This is a genomic window from Pseudoalteromonas sp. P1-13-1a (assembly GCF_001401875.1).
Taxonomy (GTDB): Bacteria; Pseudomonadota; Gammaproteobacteria; order Enterobacterales; family Alteromonadaceae; genus Pseudoalteromonas.
Genome location: NZ_LKDV01000001.1, coordinates 287,189 through 303,069 on the forward strand (window position 1 = coordinate 287,189; position 15,881 = coordinate 303,069).

Sequence of the window (15,881 nt, forward strand, 5' to 3'; positions counted from 1 at the left end):
TCAAGGGTCGCAAATTATACAGCAAAAACGCGTCAACAGTTAGTTATAACTTCACTAAAGTGCCTTTTAATGCAACACCTGCCATCAGCATACCTGCGCCACACTCATATTCTGTGCTGCTAACAAACTCACGCTTTTTATAGTAAGACTGAATATTAACTACTGCGTTCATGCCTTCTTTAACTGCACGCTCTTGCAACGCCTTTAATGCACTTAACATTACCCATTCGCACGCTTCGCGATCACTTTTATTAAATGCGTTTGTTTTTTTATTAGTGATCACTTCACCATACTTACCACTCTCACTACCATAGCTTTGATCTGCAAAGTACAGTGGGACATCTAATAAAGCATTTTTAGCTTTACTAGTTTCAAGCAGTGATTGAATTGGGTATTTTCCGATGTCATCGCGCGCTTCTACTGCAGTGGCTGTTAACATTGATGTAGCTAGTAACAAGCTAGTAATTAATTTCATTTTATTTTCCTTGTTGTGTATAAAACTTCCAAGCAACACCAAAGCCAAACGAAATATTACTATCTTGCTTCACTAAAGGACTACGTTGCTGTTTACTTTTAGCTAAGTAGTGATATTTAACAAAACCACCTAGCCAATATTTCTTGCTATCAAAGTTAAACCCTAGGGAAATATCAGCCCCAGAATAGCCTGACTGACTATTAAACTCAGAGCGGGAGTCGTGTGTATCTAATGCAGATATACCATAATAATAATTTAAGTAACGGTCATCGGCAAAATTGGCATTTGCGCGTATACTGGTTGTAATTTCAAAAGTTGGGGCAATAAAGACTGGAGTCTCATAGTAAATGCTCGGACCATAGCGCCAACCAGCATTAGCCACTGAGCTAAAATCTGTTGCCATCGCTTTACGAGTGAATAAACCAATATAAAGTTGTTCTGCCGCTTGGGGATCACCTTTAAAGTAATAATTTAGTGAAGGGCCCAATTCAAACACCCAATCTAAATCATCCATGCCTTCCCGAGCTTGGTTGTCTACGCTCTTTACGGCGATACTAATTCCTGCCGAAAAGTCTAAGTGTAAGTTATCAAAATGCCATAAGTAACTAGTTAAGCTATTGCGGTCCACATCTAACTCATCACTTTGGTAGCGTACATAAGGCACAGGCATTATGTACTGCTCACTTTGATCGGCACCTAAATAGTGGGGAATATCAGCAGCAAATACGCCACCACCTAGTTCAAGTTTAGACGCAGCAAAACTCAACGAGCTAAAAAAACACAACAATAGCGCGAGCCAAGGCATATTAATAACCTTTAAAACGTTTAAAAATCAATGAGGTATTAATACCCCCAAATGCAAAGTTATTGCTCATGATATAATCTGTATGAATTTCTCGGCCCTGCTCTGTAATATAATCCAAAGGTGCACATTCGCTATCTACTTCGGTTAAATTGATTGTTGGCGCAAACCAATTATCAGTCATCATATTAATACTGGCCCATGCTTCTATAGCACCGCACGCGCCTAAGGTATGCCCAAGATAGCTCTTTAATGAACTTATAGGTTTAGCACCTAAGGCATTAAAGGTGGCTTGACTTTCAGCAATGTCACCGCGATCCGTAGATGTTCCATGCGCGTTAACATAGCCGATTTGATCTGCCGATAAATTAGCATCTTGTAGCGCCATCTCAATAGCAATTTGCATTGTTGCAGATGTCGGTTGTGTAACGTGTTGGCCATCAGAATTACAACCAAAGCCGACTATTTCAGCTAATATAATTGCTCCTCGCGCTTTAGCATGTTCGTATTCTTCTAAAATTAAAGTGGATGCCCCCTCCCCAATAACAAGGCCGTCACGCTTTTTATCAAATGGTCGTGGTGTTAATTCAGGGCTGTCGTTTTGTGTACTTGTTGCATATAAAGTATCAAACACGGCGGCCTCTGTGACACATAACTCTTCCGCACCACCTGCAACCATGAGTTTTTGTCGGCCAAACTTTATCGCTTCAAATGCGTAACCAATACCTTGCGAGCCTGAGGTACACGCAGAGCTTGTGGTGATCACTCGGCCTTTAAGACCAAAGAAAACGCCAACATTCACAGGTGCTGTATGCGCCATCATTTGAATATAACTAGTGGCAGTTACACCATTCATTGAGCCGGTGTCCATCATCTTTCCAAACGAGACCAGCGGTGTCGTCGAACCAATTGAAGAGCCATACGACACACCAGTAGAGCCATCTGTTAATGCTGGGTGTTCAAGCAGTTCAGCTTGTTCAAGAGCGCGTTCAGTGGCTAAGGTCGACATTAACGACACACGCCCCATCGAACGTACTTTTTTACGTGAGTAATGTGCAGGTCGGGTGAAGTTTTCAATTGGCGCACCCAGGTTTGTATTTAGCCCGTCTATATACTCCCACTGTTGCATTCGCTTCACTGCATTTTTACCCGCTACCAATGCAGTTTTAAAGTCACTCCAGTTATCACCTAAAGCGGTGATTGATGACATACCCGTTATTACTACCCGTTTCATTACGCCATACCACCATTTACTTGAAGCACTTGGCGAGTGATATAACTCGCCCCTTCAGACATTAAAAACGACACAGCAGCAGCCACTTCTTCTGGGCTCCCCATGCGATTTGCGGGGATCATTTTGGTCATTTCAGCAATTGGGAGATCGTCCGTCATACCAGTATCAATCAACCCAGGTGCAACGCAGTTAACGGTAATTTTTCGCTTAGCAAGCTCAACTGCAAGTGCTTTAGATGCACCAATTACGCCTGCTTTTGAGGCACTATAATTGACCTGTCCACGATTACCAGCTACACCTGACACTGACGACATAGCCACAATTCGTCCACCTTTACGGGTGCGGACCATTGGCATCACAAGTGGATGAAGCACATTGTAAAAACCGTCTAAATTGGTGTGAACTACACTATCCCACTCATCGTCTGTCATCGCTGGAAATGCTGTATCCGCGGTAATACCAGCATTACAAACAACACCATAAAAAGCGCCATTTGCTTCAACGTAGCCATCTAAAGCTACTTTTGCACTTGCTCTGTCAGCTACATCAAATTGCAAAATATCAACATCTACACCCAACGCAGCTATTTCAGCTTTGACTTGCTTTGCCGCTTCCAAACCCGAACGACAATGTAAGCTAATATCAAAGCCATCTTTAGCTAATTGAAGAGCAACAGCTTTGCCAATTCCTTTACTTGAACCGGTTACTAATACTCGTTTTGTCATTACATTTGCTCCGCTAAAAATTGTTCTGGATTTTCTGGCTGAAATACATTAATTTTTGCCTCTACTAACAAGGTACCCGCTTCTTTAATGCTACAGTCAAAAGCACTTAAACCGTTTGCTTCGCTGTAAAGCTTTTCAACTTTAACAGTTAACTTACTGTTTAAAGCAAAACGATTACAATGCATTTTATATTTACGGCTACTCACTAAAAAGCCAATTTCTACTTTTGCGCCACTATCTACTTGATTGGCGTTGGCATAAGCAGCAATTGCTTGCGCTACATATTCAATGCCAACATGGCTGGCAACACTTTGGCTATCAACATTATAAAAATTACTCTGTGGTGTAATAGTCACTGAGCAAACTCCTGTATTTTCATCATAGCTATCTAAGCTATCAATCAAAATCATGGGGGCGGTATGAGGTAAAATTGTTTCAATTGGGTGCACAGACATCTCTTATAATCCGATTAATACACTAACGTTATTGCCGCCAAAAGCAAATGAGTTTGACAGGCATGTTTTAATTTTTGTTTCGCTCTTCGCCCCTAATGGCACAAAGTTGATGCTAGGCAATCCAGGATCAGCTTCGCCATCCCAAATATGAGGTGCTAGCTCATTCTCGCCGAGTAACAACCAGCATAAACCTATTTCAGTGGCACCCGCTGCGCCTAATGTATGCCCTATCATGCCTTTAGAAGAACTACAGGGTATATTTGTACCAAACACTTCAGCCACTGCAATAGCTTCCATTTCATCATTTTTAGGAGTGGCAGTACCATGCAAATTCACATAATCGACATCACTGGGCTTATAGCCCGCTCGAGACAACGCAGCTCGCATAGCAGCAACCGCACCTTCGCCTTTTGGATGCGGGGCAGACATGTGATGGGCATCGCTAGATTCACCCACACCAAGCAACTTAATTGTACCTTGCTTTTCAACGATGCATAATGCCGCGGCTTCACCTAAATTGATACCATCTCGGTTCTTACTTGAGGGATTACTAATACCAGCAGAAGTTGACGCCAATGCGGTAAACCCATTGACCGTCATACCGCATAAGCTATCTACGCCTCCGACAATCGCAATATCAGCAAGGTCGGCTGCAATTAATTCTTGCGCGGTAGCAAATGCTTTGGCACTAGAAGAGCAAGCCGTTGATAAGGTCATGCTCGGTCCCTGCACGCCTAAGTACACACTCACAAACTGCGATAAATTACCCATCTCTTGCTGTTGATAATGATAATTAGAAGCAAACTCTCCTTGCTCTAAATGTTGTACCATAGCTTGTTCACCTTGCGCTATACCTGAGGTACTGGTGCCTACAACTACTGCTATTCGCTGTTGGCCATATTGCTGTTTTAATTCATTAACTGGGGCCACTAACTGATCTAGCGCTAAAGCAGCTAATTGATTATTGCGAGTATGAAACTCACGAGGATATTGTGCTAATGAAGGCAAGTCAGCTTGCACCGCGCCAACATGAGTTGGTCCTTCATTAAGTAGCTCATTATTAACAATAATGCCGTCTTGATTACCTGCTAATAAGTTACGTTTAATTGTTTTATTGTCACATCCTAACGGATTAACCATGGCATAGTGGCTAATAAATAGCGGTTGTTGCATATTAATATTCTTCTAATCGTTCTATTTTCAGGCGGTAATTTTGCTCATACTCTGTCAGTAGAGTCATAACGCCGTTATACGTGATTTCTCTTACTAATGTGTCATTGCGATAAAACTGCCGTGTTCGAAGTGACGCGTTATCGAGTTCAATCACTCGATTATTATCGCGCATGTTTTGCTCAAGCATTGCCAACGGCCAAAATGCACTTTGCATATCGTAAATAATTTTTTTGCCATCAAGCTCAACACCTAGCGTATTTGAGGTTATCAGTTGATGAGTTTGCGTATCAAATTGCAGCTGTGTCAACGGCACCCCTTCAAAAGTAAGAGCTGCAACTTTAATTGACGATGTTGCAAACTCAGTTGATACCAACATTGATTGATCAACAAAGCCTGAGAATTGAAATTTTTCAAGCCAACCTTGTTCATTCAGTTGCTTAGGTACTGGCATAAAATTAAACATTGGTGTTGCAACTTGATGAACCATCATTTGTTGGCAACCAGCTAAAAGTAGCACACATAATGGCAACAGGGCTTGTCTAATTAAGCGTATAAGCAACATCGTTAAGCAACGCTATCATTATTACCTGACTCACAGATTTGCTCTAAAATCTTTAGCCCTCGCTCAGTATTTTTAACAAATGGATTGCTTTTATCCCAAGCATAGCCCGCTAAAATTGAGCACACCATAGCTTTAACATCAGGTTGACCATCAGCAAAAAATATTACCGACTGTAAACTCGTGTCATACCATGAATTGACAAAGTATTTAAATACTTCGATGCCTTCACGCAGTGGCTCTTCATACTGAACTTGCCAATCAACAGCTTCTCCTTGAAGCTGTTTAACGACCAAATCAGACGCTTGAACAGCCGACTTTAACGCAATAGTGACGCCAGATGAAAATACTGGGTCTAAGAACTCACCAGCATTACCTAGTAATGCAAACTTATCACCGTGTAACGCTTTTACATTAGCTGAGTAGCCACCAATGGTGCGTACTGGCGCAATAATTTGTGCATCAGTTAATAAAGCACTTAGGTTATCATCCGCATTTATAAAATCTAAAAGTGTTTGTTCTAGTGTTTGGTCTGCTCTTGTGATTTGTGCTGTTTCACCAACAACTCCCACACTAATTGTGCTATCGCTAAAAGGAATAGCCCAGTACCATACATCTGGCATTGTAGGATGTACGGTGATCAGTATCTTATTACGATCAAACTGGCTGTTCTCAATGTTATCTTTAAAGTGTGTAAATACCGCCTTACGTGGAGTGAGTTCACTTGTCTCTTCTAAACCCAGTAAACGCGGCAATACACGGCCAAAACCACTACCATCTAAAGTGAATTTAGCTGAAATGGTGCTTTCCTGTTTCGTTTTTAAATCAACAACACTTAAATAACTAGCATTTTTGCCACTTTTAAAATTAGTTACTTGCTGGCCAAAGAGGATTTGGGCCCCTTGCTTAATAGCTTCTTGCGCTAATAAGTGATCAAACTCGGCTCGCTTAACCTGGTATGTTGTACCGGGCCCGTCACTGAACTTTTCTTCAAAGTTAAAGTTTGTATGATGGCCACTGCGATAAAATGCAGCACCATTTTTGAATTGAAACCCAAGAGTATCAGCATTATCTAACAGCGTATCAAGCATATTAGCTTTACTTAAAAATTCCATTGATTGCGGCAATAAACTTTCACCTATTGAAAAACGTGGAAATTGATCCCGTTCAACAAGGCACACGCTTAAACCATGCTGCATTAGCAAACACGCAGCTACCGTCCCTGAAGGGCCTGCGCCTATGATAGTTACATCATAATCAGTTGATGTCATTAAATGTTCCTTTTCGATACTAAAGCAAGGCGCGGCGCAAGCAAAAACACCACAACCACACCAATAAATACAGTAAAACCAAATTGGCTCACTGCAGGCGTTGAGCTAACAATTAATATTGCAAACACAAACAATGAACTTAACGCTGACACACAGGTTGTCAGCGTAATTTTTTTACACAATCCATGCTCTGCATAAAAAACACAGTAGTCTAAACCAAGGGCTAAAATAAGTATCCCTGCTACGTAGTTAAATACTGTTAAGCTGCCATAAAAACATGTACTTAATATGAGTGCAACTAGAACTGCAATGAGCGGACGAGTCACTGCTACAAATGCATTTAAGAAATCATAGCGTAGCCAAAATATTGCCATGGCCGCAACTAGAGCTAAGGCATAAATAAAAATCAGCTGTTGTCTAAACTGCCCTATTTGCTCGCTAATATCAGCGACTTTATCGATAAAAAAAACATCAACATGAGTGTTAGCTAGGGCTTTAACCGTACTAGCATTTTGGAGGCTCTTTAACTTTATAACACTGTAATAACGATCTTCTAATTGTAACCATTGGTCAGAAAAAAAGGCCGCTATACGCGTGTTTTGCCACGCTGAAAAAGTAAGCTGTTGAAAATCACCTAACGCCCGCTTTTCTGCACTCACGCCGAGCACCATGTTCAGTTGTGTAAAATCTCCACGATTTTCTGAACGACTAAGCAATTGTTGATTGTTCTTTTGCATTGATATTGAAGGCAACCATTGGCTGATACTGGCATACGCCACAACCTCTTTATTTACCTTTAGCTGTTCAAGTTGAGGTAAAAGTTGCTCCATCTGTATAAGCACCTGTTGCTCGCTGTTACCTGCAACCAATAAATATGGGCTGTCCCACTGCGTTGCGAGTAAATCGCTGATTGTTTGTTGCTGAGTGAGTAAATCGTGAGATGTTTCGTAGAAATGTCGAGGATCGTCATCATTATTTAATAACGTTAAGCTAAACAATGCAACAATGATAAAGAGCACTTGCCAACGCAACGCCAGCTTATTATTAAGCCAATTTTGTTGTAAGTTATGCAAGCTATTAATAAAGTTAGGTACACGCATAGCGCTTTTAGCTTTTAATATAACTAAACTAGGGTAGAGTAATAAAACACACAACAATGCTCCAAGCAGCCCCGCCATAGTGAAAACCGCAATCTGTCTAAATAATATCAATGGGGTAAACACCAGAATTAAATAACCGGCAGTCGTTGTTAAAAAACCTAATAATAACGAACTACGTATTTTGTGTAACGGGTTAGCCGTGTCAGTTTCAGAAAAACGTAATTCGCTCAGGGCGTGAAAACTGTAATCGGCTGCTATACCAATCAATGTCACGGCAAATACAAGAGTTAAGACATTGACCTCAGTAAACAATAACCGCAGTGCTGTGTAGCCATAAATCATACTGATTGATACGACTAATAACGTGCAAAATACACTCAAAACACTGCGATAAGTTATCATGATCAGTAACAACGTCGCTAATACTGAAATAGCCCCAAATAATGCCATTTCGCTTTGTGCACTTGAACTTGCGCTCGAGGTAAAAAAGGCAGCCCCTGTAGCCAAGTAATCCACACCAGTATTGTTTTTTAACGCCTGTTGTTTAAGGGAAGCTACATTTTGTGCAATCTTTTTCGCGACATTTAAATCTAGCCCCGTGCCATTACTCATAAAGTTTACGAGCACATAATAGCGAGTGTAACCTTGAGGTCCGTTTTTAGTCGTAATTAAAAACCCATCATGATTTTTAAGTTTTGCTGTAGGTAAGCTTTGCTGATTAAAAAAGTCAGCAAGTGCTAGTGTTTTATCGCTTTGTAAAGTAGCAGCCACCCAAGGGGATGCCATTTCATTAAGGAGATTAAATTGGTAGTTAAATAAGCGTTGACTATCATTGGCTTGCAACAGGCTTCGATATTGCTTACTGATAAAAGCGTGCGGAAAATTAATATAATCACTTACAATTGAATCAAGTTGGGGTAAAGCATCAAATTTTACTTTAACAGCAATGCCTGTAATTTCACTTAATGACTGGGCCGCGCTCTGAGCATATTTGGTAGCCGTTGCTTTATCTTGATGACCAACTAATAAAAGGTGTTGGCGTAATTGTTGCCGTTCTAATTGTTCAGTAACAAGTTGTATTTCTGGATCTTGTTCTACGGTAAATATTTGGTTGAGATCAGCAACAATCGAAAATGACTTAAATAGCCATAAATATACTAAGCCAGCTAATAGAACAGCAAACTGTATACACCAAATAACAAACTTAGTGCGTGAGCTTAACGGCATCCATGTCACCTTGACCAAGCTCCTTACTTGTTATGTTCATCGTTATATGCGTTTTATTATTTTGCTGATCGGTTATCACTATCTCGCGTTGACTATCACTATCTCGGCACAATTTAACTTGCTTAAACATCTGTCCAACTTCAGTTAAGGTTGGCACTAATTGATAGCAACGCTTTTGCTCTACAGTAGTTATTTGCCAATCTGAGCTCTGAATTTGACCACTTAATAACTTGGCTAACAACTGGTTTATTTGTTTATCTTGCGTCAATACTTGGTAGTCTTTCTCTGCTTCATTTCGGCGGTAAATTCCATCAGCTAAAACCAGTAGCTCACTTTTCACGGGCCAAAAAGTGTGCCAATAAATTTGTTGATTAAAAATAACAAATTCACCTTGAGATTTTATCGCTCGCTTTAAAAAGCTGAAATGTTTTGCTTGGCTAAACTCCCCTTTGCCTTGTTTAATTTCAAACTGACTAAAATCATTTTGCGCTAAACACTCAGTAGTACCACAAACCAGCAATATAATTAAAAACCAAATTGTTTTGCTAAATTTATTTAACATAGGCACGTACTTTATCAGTTAATACCGTAGGCGATTCAAATTGCAATTCTTGTTCTTTTAAATCTAGGGCAACTTGAATGGTATAGCCTTTAGTTAATACTTTCTGGCTGTCTAAACATTCAATTTTATAGTCAATTTTGATTCGTGTTTCGAATTCAACCAAGCTAGCATGAATACGTATATTCGAACCAAATACAGCCGATGCAACATACTTTAATCGCATATCAACAATCGGCCACATATAGCCTGACTCTTCCATCGCATTGTAGTTATAACCAATTCTATCTAGTAGTGCGCAACGTGCATCTTCTATATATTTTACATAGTTACCATGCCAGACAATTCTCATCGGATCTAAATCATAAAATGGGACCACCATATCAACATAGGCAGTTACAATAGCGTTGGATTTTTTCATTTTAGCCCTTAGCGTTATTGATAAAGCGACCAACGTTGAGTTTGAATATACTCAATGGTTTGGCGTAATAATTTATCAGTTGGACGATCTTCTTCTAGTAGCTCAAAGAAACTAGTAACATCATCAATCATGGCAGTGATTTCTGGGTTAAGTGAATCTGCATCTATTTCATTATTTAAAATACGGATACGCACCCCTTGAACTGCAGCAAGTAAAGTTGCAGCTAAAACTTGTTCAGTAAGTTGTAAAATACGTAAACAATCACGGGCTGCAATTGTACCCATACTTACTTTATCTTGATTATGACACTCAGTCGAACGAGAAAAAACACTAGCAGGCATAGTTAGTTTTAATGCCTCTGCAGTCCATGCAGAGCAACCAATTTGAATTGCTTTAAAGCCATGATTGATGAAACGACGCTCACTAGAAGCAGCGCTTAAATTTGATGGTAAACCATGACTCATTTTTACATCGACCAACGTGGCTATTTGGCGGTCCGCTAAATCAGCTAAGTTAGCCACACAGTTTTTCATCGAATCCATTGCCATAGCAATGTGACCACCGTAAAAATGACCACCATGTAACACATGCTCACCCACACCATCGATAATCGGGTTATCGTTTGCACTATTAAGCTCGTTTTCAATCATGTTTCTCAGCCACGGTAGGCTATCTTCTAAAACACCAATAACATGAGGTGCACAACGGATTGAATAACGATCTTGTAAACGATGTGAATTACGTGGATGTTCTACATGATTTAAATCAGTTTGAATGCGCTTTGCTACATTTTGCTGCCCCGGATGCGGTTTAACACTGAATAAAATATCATCAAAGTGATTGCTATTACCCTTCAGTGCAATACTTGCAAGAGCAGTAATACGTGTCATTAAACGGCTTGCATATTCGCTGCGGTCATAAGCCTGACAAGCAAGTGCCGTCATTACCGCAGTACCATTCATTATTGCTAAGCCTTCTTTTGGGCGTAAGGTGATAGGCTCAAGGCCCTCTTCTTTAAAGGCCGCTAATGAGTTAACAACTTTATCTTTATAATAAGTGTCGCGCTCACCAATTAAGCTTCCTGCCACGTAAGAAAGCGGCGTTAAGTCACCACTTGCCCCCACTGAACCTTCTTGTGGGATCACTGGGATAATATCGCGATTGATCATTTCAACAAGTAGTTTTAGTAAATCCCAGCTGACACCTGAATACCCCTGCGATAATGACGCTAAGCGGCTAGCTAAAATCAATTTACCTTGTTCAGGAGTAAAGTAGTCACCCAATCCACACCCATGGAAGCGCGTAAGGTGCACAGGTAGTTCATTTACTAATGCTAACGGTATTTCTACAGTACACGAGTCACCATAGCCTGTAGTGACACCATAGATATGGCCTTCTTCAGCTAAAAGCTTGTTTAAGAAGGTCACTGCTGAATCGATTTTTTCAGCAAACTTGCTATCACCAGATAGCGCTACAGTACGATCTTCTTTTACAACACTAATAATATCTTCAATCGTTAAACGGCCTGCGCCAAATAAAAGGTGTGTTGATTTATTGTTTTCCATTTACTACTGTCTCCAGATATTTAGCTAGGCTTAGAATCTTTGTCGCTGGCCTTTTGCCAGAAGTTAAAAAAATTGTACCACTGATAAGGCGCTTTTTTGCAATAGAACTCTAAACGCTCTGCAAATCTTGTTGCCATTGATTGAAAATGTGCTTGGCGCTCTTTACGTTTTACTTTAATGGGGTCGGCAAACTTCTCAATATAGGTTCTATAGTGTCCATGCTCATTAATACAAAACATTAAAAATACAGGACATTCCATTATATTCGCAAGGGCGAATGGGCCGACGGCAAAAGGAGCATCTTCACCTAAAAACGGTGCTTGATGAACACTTGTGGGATTATTTACGGAAGTTCTATCTGCAAAGATAACAATCGATTCGCCATCATCAATTTTTTGTTTTAGTTTAATTGTGTCATCAGGACCAAAGTTGTTGATATGAATAAAATTAATCGCTGCTTCTTGGTTTACTTTCTTTAAAAAATTATTGAATGATGGAGTATGCTCATTATAGGTGATGACATTGAGTGGACGCTTATTATCACCCATACTAAAAATTGCGCGGCATATTTCCATATTACCTAAATGTGCACTGAAAATGACTGACCCTTTTGCTTGCACTAATTCTTGATAAGCGCCTGGAGTTGCAATCTCGATATCTTCAATATTGACCTTACCAAGCCAAGCATCAAATTTATCGAGTATTGCCATACCAAATGAAAAATACAGTTTAAAACCTTGCTTAAAGCGTGCTAAACCTACCCGCTTTTGCTCACCCATACTGGTGTTTAAATTGTCTAAATAATGCCAAATTGCATGTCGTGATAAACGCCCTGTAATGTAAAAGTAAAACATCACTGGTGTTAAGACGACTTTAAATAACCATTTGCCAAATACTTTATAAATAAACACAAGCACTTCGATACCGAACATAGAACCACGCTCTTTTAGTTGTGACCAATGAAAGGTATTGTCGTTGTGAGGCTGCGGTGTTTTGTTGTTATCTGACACTGTATTTTTAACTTCCTATTTAAATTTATTCGCGATAAGCCAAGGTAAACGGGCCAACATACCAAAAAATAAGCGCGTATGCATTTTTGATATTAAGACGTTATCCTCCCATACATTAAAGTGAGACACACCATTTTCTGGGTACAAAACTTTAGTTTTAATGAACTCAACGGGTGTGCCCTGCCAATAAAGCTTTACCATGACCTCAATATCAAAATCCATCTTCTTCCCTAAGCGCGAGTTATTAATTAACCGCATGTAAGCAGCCAACGGATAGACTCGAAAGCCACACATAGTGTCTTTAATTTTAAAGGAAAGCGTTTCAATATAGACCCAGAAATGAGTGATAAAGCGACCATAATAACGCCCTTTTGATATTGAGTCGTCATAAACAGGCTGGCCACTGACCAATGCTGTAGGAGCAAGTTTAGAGCACGCAATTAATTGCTCTACATCATTTAAGTCGTGCTGACCATCGGCATCCACTTGTATAGCATGACTCCAGCCAGCTTCAGAAGCGTGTTTTAAACCGGTTTGTACAGCTGCGCCTTTGCCCCCATTTTGTGTTCTACGCACCAGTGTAACCAGAGCAAATTCACGTTCTACATTCTCTAACACTGTTTGAGTTTGTTGGTTACTTCCATCATCGACCAAGATAATAGGTAAGTTAAAACTAACTAAAGCCGCAATGGTATCGTGAATAACTATATGATGATTGTAATTTGGGATCACAAACCCGTATTTGCTACTCATATCTGGTTCGCTTTATTCATCTGTAAGGACCACTTTTCCTGAGGCATGCTGACCTTGTGTAGAGCTATAACTAAAACTAAATTTATTTGCTTTTACTTGCTTCAAGCACAGTTCAATTTCATAATTAGGTTTTACAATAATTTGAAATTTTAGCGCATCGATAGATACAGCTTTACTAGTATCAACCGCCAAGTATTTGTTTAAGTAATGCATCACCCAATCAAGTTGTACTACACCGGGTAGAATAGCTACCTGCGGAAAATGGCCTTGGAAATAATAGAGATTTTCAGGGATCTTTAATTTTAGCAATACATGTTCTTCACTTTGCTCAATCAGATGACAATCCGGTTTATATACAAAATCAGTCAAACAATTTCTCCAACTGCGCTTTATTAAGTTTACCCTGTGAGTTATAAGGTAACTCATTTAAATAACGATACTTTCTAGGTATCACTAAGGGTTCGAAAAATGCTTTTAAATGCGTTTTCAAAGCTTGCGAAAACTTAAATTTCCCAAGCTGTTCTAATGCCTGCTCACCTTGCTCTGTTAACACTAATACAGCGGCAATTTCATCTCGCTTGCCATCACTTTCATGGTGCTGCAATAGAAAAACATAACTATCTATAACCCAATCTGACTGGTTTGCTCTGAGGCTTATTTCGTCGAGTGAACAACGCTTTTCTTCTATTTTGACGATACGGTCTGCACGCCCTAATAAATTAAACTGATTGTTTGTCAATAACTGTACGCAATCATCAGTTTGATACCATTGACCATTATCAACATAAGGAGATGAAATAATAAGCCTCTGTAATTCATCGAGCTTAAGCTTTATTGCTGAAAAAGCCCGCCAGTGACTATGGGTACTTTGATTCCGCCAAGCAATACCACCTGTTTCTGTACTACCTAACACTTCTATTGGCGCATTTCCAAGTTGGCTCGCCAACTGCATCGCAGCGGCTGGCTTTAGTGGACCACCGGATGAAAATAAGCAATGTATTTTATGCTTAATAGCAACAAGGACATTGTCTTGTACTAATCGATGGTAGTAAGCTGGGCTGCTGATCACAACAAAGTCATGCGCGTCACTTTGTTGATTGATAAAGTGCAGTAAATGTTCTGGGTAATCAAAGCTACTAAAACAGACATCGCGCCCACTATACAGTGGCCACAAAACCTTAAATAATAAGCCATAAATATGCTGATGCGACACCGTCGCAACCATCATGGCTTGTTGCATTTGTTCAGCAAATTGCTGCTCCAACTCTTTAACTTCAAACAACAACTGAGAAAAGGTTTTATCAATCGCTTTTGGTTGCCCACTCGAACCAGAGGTGAAAAATCGGATCGCGGCGTTCACATCAACCTCAATAGCAGTATTTACCATATTCTCAACACGAATGTATTTATTGAAAGCCACATCTGCGCAGGTATTATCGGCTACGCCAGTGAATGCCTCAGCTTGCACTAAACACTGTGCAAGTTGTTCTGGTTGGCCATTCTGTGGCAATACGATGGATTTTTTTGCGGCTAATAATGCAAAAAATAAAACGCTAAACTGGTAACTGTCGATATCAAATAAAAGCCAAGTTTGCTCATCACGCGCAGTATACAACTCTGCATGGGCATGTACTTGCTGTTGCCAAATGCTAAAGTCGTGCTTTTGACAATAAAAGTAGGTCTTGTTAGTCGGCCATTTCATTTGATTTATTTTTTGCCTTTTTCAATTTTCTTATTATAAATTCTACGGCCATTAATATCCCCATTAACACATAGGAAATAAAACCGTTATAGGTTAGCCAAACCAATGGATCTGGGTGATATATAGTTGCTGTCGCAATCAATCCATTAATGATAAAAAATACACACCATACTTTTGTTACTATACGGGTGTAATGCTTGCCGTACTCGTCAATCGTTTCGAATTTACTGGCAATTACTTCAACAAAACTAGGTGGCTTATAAAGTGAATAAGCAAATACAACTAAAAAGCAGCTACTTATTACCACCGGGTAAAACTTCAGTGCCAATTCGGAGTTAGCAAAAGTCGCAAAACTTAATAAAGCTAAACCACTGATAGTTACTATTTTAATGTGTGCGAGATTAACTTTACTGCCTTTTGTTAACCAGTATCGCGCTATGAGTACTCCAATAAACAGTGCTGCAATTAATGCTGGCTCACTAAACTGTAAGCCAAAGTACACGGCTAGTGGATATAAAAAAAGTAACCCAACTAGCACAGCTTTGTTCATTAAGCGTCCTCTGTCATCAGTTTTTCAACTGCATCAATGACGTCTTGCACTGTCCGAACTTGTTTAAAATCATTTGGCTCGATTTTTTTACCAGTTTGCTCACGTAATTTAACAACCAAATCAACCGCATCAATGCTGTCTAAATCAAGGTCTTCGTATAGATTCGCGCTGTAGGTAATATCTTCTGCATCTATTTCAAAATCCTGCTCTAGGATTTCGCTTAGCATTGCAAAAATTTTATCGCCATTATTCATGTTTTCATTACTCATAGTTACTTCCAAACAATGCAGAGTCGCTGCA

18 protein-coding genes are annotated in these 15,881 nt (G+C 39.8%); all 18 read right to left on the minus strand.

All coding sequences use genetic code 11. The annotated features are described in order from the left end of the window. Positions 1–43 precede the first annotated feature (43 nt). Positions 44–475 carry a hypothetical protein gene (locus AN391_RS01335; protein WP_055013712.1) on the minus strand — a complete coding sequence of 144 codons (432 nt, stop codon included), beginning with the start codon at positions 473–475 and terminating at the stop codon, positions 44–46. A 1-nt stretch (position 476) separates the two neighbouring features. Continuing rightward, positions 477–1,280 carry a MipA/OmpV family protein gene (locus AN391_RS01340; RefSeq protein WP_055013713.1) on the minus strand — a complete coding sequence of 268 codons (804 nt, stop codon included), beginning with the start codon at positions 1,278–1,280 and terminating at the stop codon, positions 477–479. Between the two features lies 1 nt (position 1,281). After that, on the minus strand, positions 1,282–2,511 hold the full coding sequence (locus AN391_RS01345; protein ID WP_055013714.1) for a beta-ketoacyl-ACP synthase: 1,230 nt from the start codon (positions 2,509–2,511) through the stop codon (positions 1,282–1,284). Beyond that, positions 2,511–3,236, minus strand: coding sequence for a 3-oxoacyl-ACP reductase FabG (fabG, locus tag AN391_RS01350; protein ID WP_055013715.1), 726 nt, complete (start codon positions 3,234–3,236; stop codon positions 2,511–2,513). The genes AN391_RS01345 and fabG overlap by 1 nt, the downstream gene beginning before the upstream one ends. Further along, positions 3,236–3,691, minus strand: a complete 456-nt coding sequence (locus AN391_RS01355) for a hypothetical protein (protein ID WP_055013716.1) — start codon at positions 3,689–3,691, stop codon at positions 3,236–3,238. The genes fabG and AN391_RS01355 overlap by 1 nt, the downstream gene beginning before the upstream one ends. 3 nt (positions 3,692–3,694) lie before the next feature. Continuing rightward, on the minus strand, positions 3,695–4,864 hold the full coding sequence (locus AN391_RS01360; protein WP_055013717.1) for a beta-ketoacyl-[acyl-carrier-protein] synthase family protein: 1,170 nt from the start codon (positions 4,862–4,864) through the stop codon (positions 3,695–3,697). A 1-nt stretch (position 4,865) separates the two neighbouring features. Then, the gene (locus AN391_RS01365) at positions 4,866–5,354 is read right to left on the minus strand and encodes a DUF3261 domain-containing protein (protein WP_161804100.1); all 489 of its coding nucleotides are present in this window, start codon (positions 5,352–5,354) and stop codon (positions 4,866–4,868) included. 74 nt (positions 5,355–5,428) lie between these two features. After that, positions 5,429–6,694 carry an NAD(P)/FAD-dependent oxidoreductase gene (locus AN391_RS01370; RefSeq protein ID WP_055013719.1) on the minus strand — a complete coding sequence of 422 codons (1,266 nt, stop codon included), beginning with the start codon at positions 6,692–6,694 and terminating at the stop codon, positions 5,429–5,431. Further along, positions 6,694–9,021, minus strand: a complete 2,328-nt coding sequence (locus AN391_RS01375; RefSeq protein ID WP_055013720.1) for an MMPL family transporter — start codon at positions 9,019–9,021, stop codon at positions 6,694–6,696. Before AN391_RS01375 ends, AN391_RS01370 begins: the two co-directional genes overlap by 1 nt. Further along, entirely contained in the window at positions 8,999–9,583 is a 585-nt protein-coding gene (locus AN391_RS01380) for an outer membrane lipoprotein carrier protein LolA (protein WP_055013721.1), read from the minus strand. Before AN391_RS01380 ends, AN391_RS01375 begins: the two co-directional genes overlap by 23 nt. Further along, positions 9,573–10,001: a thioesterase family protein gene (locus tag AN391_RS01385; protein WP_055013722.1), complete on the minus strand. Its 429-nt coding sequence runs from the start codon at positions 9,999–10,001 to the stop codon at positions 9,573–9,575. Before AN391_RS01385 ends, AN391_RS01380 begins: the two co-directional genes overlap by 11 nt. A 14-nt stretch (positions 10,002–10,015) precedes the next feature. Further along, positions 10,016–11,566: a histidine ammonia-lyase gene (hutH, locus tag AN391_RS01390; protein ID WP_055013723.1), complete on the minus strand. Its 1,551-nt coding sequence runs from the start codon at positions 11,564–11,566 to the stop codon at positions 10,016–10,018. Between the two features lie 20 nt (positions 11,567–11,586). Further along, complete coding sequence (locus AN391_RS01395; RefSeq protein WP_055013724.1) at positions 11,587–12,576, minus strand: hypothetical protein; 990 nt, start codon at positions 12,574–12,576, stop codon at positions 11,587–11,589. Positions 12,577–12,591: 15 nt separating this feature from the next. After that, on the minus strand, positions 12,592–13,329 hold the full coding sequence (locus AN391_RS01400; RefSeq protein WP_055013725.1) for a glycosyltransferase family 2 protein: 738 nt from the start codon (positions 13,327–13,329) through the stop codon (positions 12,592–12,594). 12 nt (positions 13,330–13,341) lie between these two features. Beyond that, a complete protein-coding gene (locus tag AN391_RS01405) occupies positions 13,342–13,698 on the minus strand; it encodes an acyl-CoA synthetase (RefSeq protein WP_055013726.1) in 357 nt (118 codons plus the stop codon). Continuing rightward, positions 13,691–15,031: an AMP-binding protein gene (locus AN391_RS01410; protein WP_055013727.1), complete on the minus strand. Its 1,341-nt coding sequence runs from the start codon at positions 15,029–15,031 to the stop codon at positions 13,691–13,693. Before AN391_RS01410 ends, AN391_RS01405 begins: the two co-directional genes overlap by 8 nt. Then, the gene (locus AN391_RS01415; RefSeq protein WP_055013728.1) at positions 15,015–15,581 is read right to left on the minus strand and encodes a hypothetical protein; all 567 of its coding nucleotides are present in this window, start codon (positions 15,579–15,581) and stop codon (positions 15,015–15,017) included. The genes AN391_RS01410 and AN391_RS01415 overlap by 17 nt, the downstream gene beginning before the upstream one ends. Next, positions 15,581–15,835 (minus strand): acyl carrier protein, encoded by a 255-nt coding sequence (locus AN391_RS01420; RefSeq protein WP_055013855.1) that lies wholly within the window; start codon positions 15,833–15,835, stop codon positions 15,581–15,583. The genes AN391_RS01415 and AN391_RS01420 overlap by 1 nt, the downstream gene beginning before the upstream one ends. Between the last annotated feature and the right edge of the window lie 46 nt (positions 15,836–15,881).

Excerpts from the sequence above, each read along its gene's own strand:
- AN391_RS01335 (WP_055013712.1), bottom strand. The coding sequence starts at position 475 with ATGAAATTAATTACTAGCTTGTTACTAGCTACATCAATGTTAACAGCC.
- AN391_RS01340 (WP_055013713.1), bottom strand. The coding sequence starts at position 1,280 with ATGCCTTGGCTCGCGCTATTGTTGTGTTTTTTTAGCTCGTTGAGTTTT.
- AN391_RS01345 (WP_055013714.1), bottom strand. The coding sequence starts at position 2,511 with ATGAAACGGGTAGTAATAACGGGTATGTCATCAATCACCGCTTTAGGT.
- fabG (WP_055013715.1), bottom strand. The coding sequence starts at position 3,236 with ATGACAAAACGAGTATTAGTAACCGGTTCAAGTAAAGGAATTGGCAAA.
- AN391_RS01355 (WP_055013716.1), bottom strand. The coding sequence starts at position 3,691 with ATGTCTGTGCACCCAATTGAAACAATTTTACCTCATACCGCCCCCATG.
- AN391_RS01360 (WP_055013717.1), bottom strand. The coding sequence starts at position 4,864 with ATGCAACAACCGCTATTTATTAGCCACTATGCCATGGTTAATCCGTTA.
- AN391_RS01365 (WP_161804100.1), bottom strand. The coding sequence starts at position 5,354 with ATGATGGTTCATCAAGTTGCAACACCAATGTTTAATTTTATGCCAGTA.
- AN391_RS01370 (WP_055013719.1), bottom strand. The coding sequence starts at position 6,694 with ATGACATCAACTGATTATGATGTAACTATCATAGGCGCAGGCCCTTCA.
- AN391_RS01375 (WP_055013720.1), bottom strand. The coding sequence starts at position 9,021 with ATGCCGTTAAGCTCACGCACTAAGTTTGTTATTTGGTGTATACAGTTT.
- AN391_RS01380 (WP_055013721.1), bottom strand. The coding sequence starts at position 9,583 with ATGTTAAATAAATTTAGCAAAACAATTTGGTTTTTAATTATATTGCTG.
- AN391_RS01385 (WP_055013722.1), bottom strand. The coding sequence starts at position 10,001 with ATGAAAAAATCCAACGCTATTGTAACTGCCTATGTTGATATGGTGGTC.
- hutH (WP_055013723.1), bottom strand. The coding sequence starts at position 11,566 with ATGGAAAACAATAAATCAACACACCTTTTATTTGGCGCAGGCCGTTTA.
- AN391_RS01400 (WP_055013725.1), bottom strand. The coding sequence starts at position 13,329 with ATGAGTAGCAAATACGGGTTTGTGATCCCAAATTACAATCATCATATA.
- AN391_RS01410 (WP_055013727.1), bottom strand. The coding sequence starts at position 15,031 with ATGAAATGGCCGACTAACAAGACCTACTTTTATTGTCAAAAGCACGAC.
- AN391_RS01415 (WP_055013728.1), bottom strand. The coding sequence starts at position 15,581 with ATGAACAAAGCTGTGCTAGTTGGGTTACTTTTTTTATATCCACTAGCC.
- AN391_RS01420 (WP_055013855.1), bottom strand. The coding sequence starts at position 15,835 with ATGAATAATGGCGATAAAATTTTTGCAATGCTAAGCGAAATCCTAGAG.